We start from the raw sequence: 5,423 nt of genomic DNA, 5'->3' as shown, positions 1-5,423 counted from the left end.
ACACACGCGGCCGCCCCCCCGCGAACCATCCGGCGGGTGGGCGCCGTCGTGATGGTACGGGCGACCGATGGACCTAGCCGGGTCGAATGGCCGCGAGGAACGGCATCGAGTCGAGCGGGGCCTTGGTCACGGTCTTGCCCGGTCGCGGGGCGTGCACGATCTGGCCGTTGCCGATGTACATGCCCACGTGCCGGTTGTCCGAGTAGAAGAAGACCAGGTCGCCCGGTTGCAGGGCGCTCTTGGCGATCCGCGGACCGTCGTTGATCTGGGTCCAGGTGGTGCGGGTGAGCGAGACGTTCGCGGCCTTCCAGGACGCCTGGGTCAGGCCCGAGCAGTCGTACGAGCCGGGGCCCTCGGCGCCGGAGACGTACGGCTTGCCGATCTGCGCCAACGCGAAGTTGATCGCGGCCTGGGCCCGGCCGGAGGCCGGGATGTTGGTCGCCGGCGGCGTTTCCTTGTCCTTGTCCCGCGAGCTGCGGTCGTTGCTCCGCGAGGTGGAGTCGTTCGCGTGCTCGTCCGAGTCCAGGACGTCCTTCTTCTGCTGCTCGGTGAGCGTGTTCAGAAGTCGGTTCGCCTCGGCCAGCTTGGCCTGGATGTCGGTCTTGTTCTTGTTCAGCTCGGTGCGCAGCTTCTCCAGATCGGCGAGCTGCGCGGACGCCTCGGTGCGGTCCTGCTGGAGGACGCGGGCCTGCGCCGCGATCTGCTTCAGCTTGGCGGCCTGCTGGCCGTCGAGCTGGGACATCATCTGCGACTTCTGCAGGTAGCCCTCGGGGTCGCCGCTGAGCGCGAGCGAGAGCGACGGGGGCAGGCCGCCGGTGCGGTACTGGTTGGCCGCCAGGACACCGATCTGGTCGCGCAGGGCGTTCAGCGCGGTCTGTTCCTCGGTGATCCGGGCCTGCGTCTGGTTCGCGGTGCCCTGCTGCTTGGTGATCTGCTCCTCGACGCCGTTGGCGGCGTCGGTGGCCTTGACCACGTCGCTGTGCAGTTGGTTGACGCGATCCTTGGTCTGCTGGAACGTCTGCGCGGGATCCGCGCTCGCGGTGCCGGCGAAGGTCATCACGCCGGTCATGGTCGCCGCGGCCGTGACGACGGTCGCTGCGGTACGCACGGCGGTGCGCGGCTTGGGCTTGCGGTGCTGCCCGGGTCGACGTTGGGACGCCACTGGTGGCGGGTCTCCTTCCTCGGCCGCCTACCGGGTTAGCTGACGGGTTCGGGCGGAAGAAGGCGCCCTACGGTGCCGGAGCACCGATTCACCCCAGGGACTGCGAGGGTCCCCGGTTCCGGCTTCGCATCGCGATGACGGCGGTTGCCCGACATCACCGAAAGACGTCCCCGAATTCGGCGGAGGCGATCGTGCCGACCGGGTGGCCGACGTCGAGTCCGATCGCCTGTCGGAGAACACTAGTCACAGCCGTGTCACGACCATCACCATTGGCCCCTGCATTGCCAAAACTTTACCAATCCCGCCGTTTCCTTCTCCGCGTATCACGGGAAAAGCGCCCGGATTCCCGAAAGTCGATCTTGAGTCGATTTGGCGAATATTGCCGGCATATGACCCGCCGATGATCATCGACCGGCCGCCGGCTAAGCTGCGGCGGCAACTGCAGCGGCGTCCCGGATGCCGCGCGACGGTCGACGAGGAGTTGTACGACGTGGACGTTCTGCGGCAGATCCTGCTGATCCTGCACATCGTGGGCATCGCGTCCCTGCTCGGCGGCTTCCTCACCCAGATGTCCGCGCTGCGCGCCGGCGACGGGCGGATCGTGCCCGCGATGACGCACGGCGCGCTGACCATGCTGGTCACCGGCCTGGCGCTGGTCGGCGTGGTCCAGGCGGGTCTGGACAAGGACGTGGACAACGCCAAGATCGGCACCAAGCTGGTGATCCTGCTGGCCATCCTGCTGCTGGTCTGGGGCAATCGCGCCGCGGACCGGGTGTCCTCGAAGGTGCTCGGCGCGATCGGCCTGTTGACCGTGGCGAACATCGCCATCGCGGTCATGTGGACCTGAGGCCCGGGCCGCCCCGCCCTACCGGGTGTCCACCACCCGGAACACCTCGGCCATCAGCCCCGCCCCCAGCCCGAAGCGCTCGGCGTTGCCGGTGAGCATCCCGGCGACCTGCTCGCGCAGCCCGGACAGGTGACTCGTCTGACTCGCGTGCGACAACAGCGCCGCCATCTTGCGTTCGAACACCGCGCTCACCTCGACCGCGTGATCCGGTGCCGGCGTCGGCGACAACCACGTCTCCGACACGGTCCACTCCTTCAGCCCCTCCACCTCCAGCAGCTCGGGGTGCGCGAACGGATTCCGGGCGTCCGGATAGATCGCCCGCATCGCCGCCTCGCCCGCCTCCAGATGATCCGGATGACTGGGCGCGAGCCGGTTCCAGTCCCGCTCCGGGCTCGGGATCACCATGCGCTGCGGTCGCACCTGCCGGATCACCCGGGTGATGTCGCGCCGCAGCTCGAAGGTCGCCGCCAGCCGCCCGTCCGGATGACCGAGCCAGTACAACCGCCGCACCCCCACGTGCGCCGCCGCCGCGCTCTGCTCGGCCCGCCGGATCCCGCCGATCTCGGACCGCGGCACCGCCGGGTCGAAGCCGCCCGCGTCCCCGTCGGTGACCAGGCAATAGCTCACCTCGATCCCGGCCTCGGTCCAGGTCGCCACCGTCCCGGCCGCCCCGTAATCGATGTCGTCGGGGTGCGCGGCCAGCACCAGGACCCGCTCCACGTCGCGATCGTCCAGCACGATGTACTCCTTGATCCGGTCGACCCGACGACGGGAAACCCGTCGTCGGCGCGACGATCCTCGCTCGGTACAAAGGGCCGAGCACGACTCGCTTGTTACCCACCTAGACTCGGGGAACGATGAGCAGCCTCTTCGACGACATCCCCCTGCCCGGTTTCGAGACCGCGGCCAAGAAGTCCCCCACGAGCCCCGCGGACGACATCCCGCTGCCGCCCGAGCCGGACGACAACCAGGTATACGGCCTGCCGGAGGACTATCCGGAGGACCTCTACGAAGGGCAGTACGCGCCGCCGGCCGAGCCGCGCGACGCCTACTACCGCAACGGCGCCCCGCGCCCGGTGGTCGATCCGGCCCGGTTGCTCGACGGGATGAACCCGCAACAGCGCGCCGCGGTCGTCCACGAAGGGACCCCGCTGCTCATCGTGGCCGGCGCGGGCTCCGGCAAGACCCGCGTGTTGACCCATCGCATCGCCCACCTGCTCGCCGCGCGCGGTGCGCACCCCGGCGAGATCCTGGCGATCACCTTCACCAACAAGGCCGCCGCCGAGATGCGCGAGCGGGTGGAGGCACTGGTCGGACCGCGCACCAAGGCGATGTGGGTGTCCACGTTCCACTCGGCGTGCGTGCGCGTCCTGCGGCAGCAGTACAAGAAGCTCGGCATGAGTTCGTCGTTCTCGATCTACGACTCGGCCGACCAGCAGCGGCTGATGGCGATGGTCTGTCGCGACCTGGACCTGGACCCGAAGAAGTTCCCGCCGCGCAAGTTCAACGCGCAGGTGTCCAACCTCAAGAACGAGCTGATCGATCACGAGGACTTCGCCGCGAAGGCGATCAACGAGACCGAGCGCATCCTGGCGCAGGCGTACACGATGTACCAGGAGCGGCTGCGCCAGGCCAACGCGCTGGACTTCGACGACCTGATCATGACCACGGTGCACCTGCTCCAGGCGTTCCCGGACGTCGCGGAGCACTACCGGCGGCGCTTTCGACACGTGCTGGTCGACGAGTACCAGGACACCAACCACGCGCAGTACATGCTGGTGCGCGAATTGGTCGGCGGCGCCGCGGGCAGCGGCCCGCGCCTTACCGCGGACGGCGAATTGGTCAACCCCGCCGAGGCCGGGCTCGTCGGGCTCGAACCGGCCGAGCTGTGCGTGGTGGGTGACGCGGACCAGTCGATCTACGCGTTCCGCGGCGCGACCATCCGCAACATCCTCGACTTCGAGGCGGACTACCCGAACGCCCGGACCATCCTGCTGGAGCAGAACTACCGGTCCACACAGACCATCCTGAGCGCGGCCAACGCGGTGATCGAGCGCAACAGCAACCGGCGCGCGAAGAACCTGTGGACGGACGCCGGCGCGGGCTCCGCGATCGTCGGCTACGTCGCGGACGACGAGCACGACGAGGCCCAGTTCGTCGCGGACGAGGTGGATCGGCTCACCGACGCGGGCAAGACCAAGCCGGGCCAGGTCGCGGTGTTCTACCGGACCAACGCCCAGTCCCGGGTGTTCGAGGAAGTGTTCATCCGGGTCGGGCTGCCGTACAAGGTCGTCGGCGGCGTGCGCTTCTACGAGCGCCGCGAGGTCCGCGACGTGCTCGCGTATCTGCGACTGCTGGCCAACCCGGACGACACGGTCTCGCTGCGACGGATCCTGAACGTGCCCAAGCGCGGCATCGGCGACCGGGCCGAGGCGTGCCTGGACGTGCTGGCCGCGCGCGACCGGATCCCGTTCGCCCAGGCGCTGCGCCGGGCGGAGGACGCGCCGGGCCTGGCCAAGCGGTCCGCCAACGCGGTCAACGGCTTCGTCCGGTTGCTGGACGACCTCACCGCGGTCGTGGACGGTGGCGCGGGTCCGGCCACCGTGCTGGAGGCGATCCTGGAACAGACCGGCTACCTGGCCGAGTTGCAGGCGTCCAGCGACCCGCAGGACGAGACCCGGATCGAGAACCTCCAGGAACTCGCGGCGGTCGCACTGGAGTTCGAGCAGGCCCAGGCCCAGGAGGGCGGCGGCGGCACACTGGCCGACTTCCTGGAGCGGGTCTCCCTGGTGGCCGACTCCGACCAGATCCCCACCGACGGCGACGACGGCGGCGTGGTCACCCTGATGACCCTGCACACCGCCAAGGGCCTGGAGTTCCCCACGGTGTTCCTGACCGGCCTGGAGGACGGCGTCTTCCCGCACATGCGTTCGCTGGGCGACGCGAAGGAGCTGGAGGAGGAGCGTCGGCTCGCCTACGTGGGCATCACCCGTGCCCGCGAGCGGCTCTACGTCACGCTCGCGAAGATGCGCAGCGCGTGGGGCGCGCCGTCGTACAACCCGCCGTCGCGCTTCCTGGGCGAGTTGCCGGAGAAGCTGGTCGACTGGCGTGGCACGTCCCCGTCGGCGGCCAAGGCGCTGTCCGCGACCAAGTCGACCGTCGGCTCGCGCGGCGGCTTCGGCAAGGGCGCGCAGATCAAGGAACGGCCGATCGTCGCGCTGTCCCCCGGCGACCGGGTCACCCACGACAAGTTCGGTCTGGGCACGGTGGTCTCCACGGCCGAGAGTGGTGACAAGGCGAAGGCCACGATCGACTTCGGCGCCGGCGGCGAGAAGACCCTGCTGTTGCGCTACGCGCCGGTGCAAAAGCTCTAGCGTCGGATACGCGTGCGGGCCGGGCCGAATGAATCGGCCC

General features: G+C 69.4%; 4 protein-coding genes and 1 riboswitch. Of the genes, 2 read left to right on the top strand and 2 right to left on the bottom strand.

Annotated features, from left to right (window positions below):
* Positions 1 to 73: 73 nt before the first annotated feature.
* The gene (locus ACFXMF_RS44735; protein WP_379992564.1) at positions 74 to 1,162 is read right to left on the bottom strand and encodes an NlpC/P60 family protein; all 1,089 of its coding nucleotides are present in this window, start codon (positions 1,160 to 1,162) and stop codon (positions 74 to 76) included.
* A gap of 9 nt (positions 1,163 to 1,171) precedes the next feature.
* Positions 1,172 to 1,315: riboswitch (cyclic di-AMP (ydaO/yuaA leader) on the bottom strand.
* Between the two features lie 337 nt (positions 1,316 to 1,652).
* Between ACFXMF_RS44735 and ACFXMF_RS44730 the strand changes: the two genes are divergently transcribed.
* Positions 1,653 to 2,009 carry a hypothetical protein gene (locus ACFXMF_RS44730; RefSeq protein ID WP_360323922.1) on the top strand — a complete coding sequence of 119 codons (357 nt, stop codon included), beginning with the start codon at positions 1,653 to 1,655 and terminating at the stop codon, positions 2,007 to 2,009.
* A gap of 18 nt (positions 2,010 to 2,027) precedes the next feature.
* Here the strand turns inward: ACFXMF_RS44730 and ACFXMF_RS44725 are convergent, their stop codons facing one another.
* On the bottom strand, positions 2,028 to 2,747 hold the full coding sequence (locus ACFXMF_RS44725) for a PIG-L deacetylase family protein (RefSeq protein WP_360323891.1): 720 nt from the start codon (positions 2,745 to 2,747) through the stop codon (positions 2,028 to 2,030).
* A 119-nt stretch (positions 2,748 to 2,866) separates the two neighbouring features.
* Here ACFXMF_RS44725 and pcrA point away from each other — a divergent pair, with 119 nt between their 5' ends.
* Positions 2,867 to 5,383 carry a DNA helicase PcrA gene (gene pcrA / locus ACFXMF_RS44720; protein WP_379992565.1) on the top strand — a complete coding sequence of 839 codons (2,517 nt, stop codon included), beginning with the start codon at positions 2,867 to 2,869 and terminating at the stop codon, positions 5,381 to 5,383.
* Positions 5,384 to 5,423: the final 40 nt, after the last annotated feature.

The organism is Embleya sp. NPDC059213 (assembly GCF_042754445.1).
GTDB lineage: Bacteria > Actinomycetota > Actinomycetes > Streptomycetales > Streptomycetaceae > Embleya.
The sequence above is the reverse complement of the archived record's forward strand: the minus strand, read 5'-3'. Positions and strand labels throughout refer to the sequence as shown.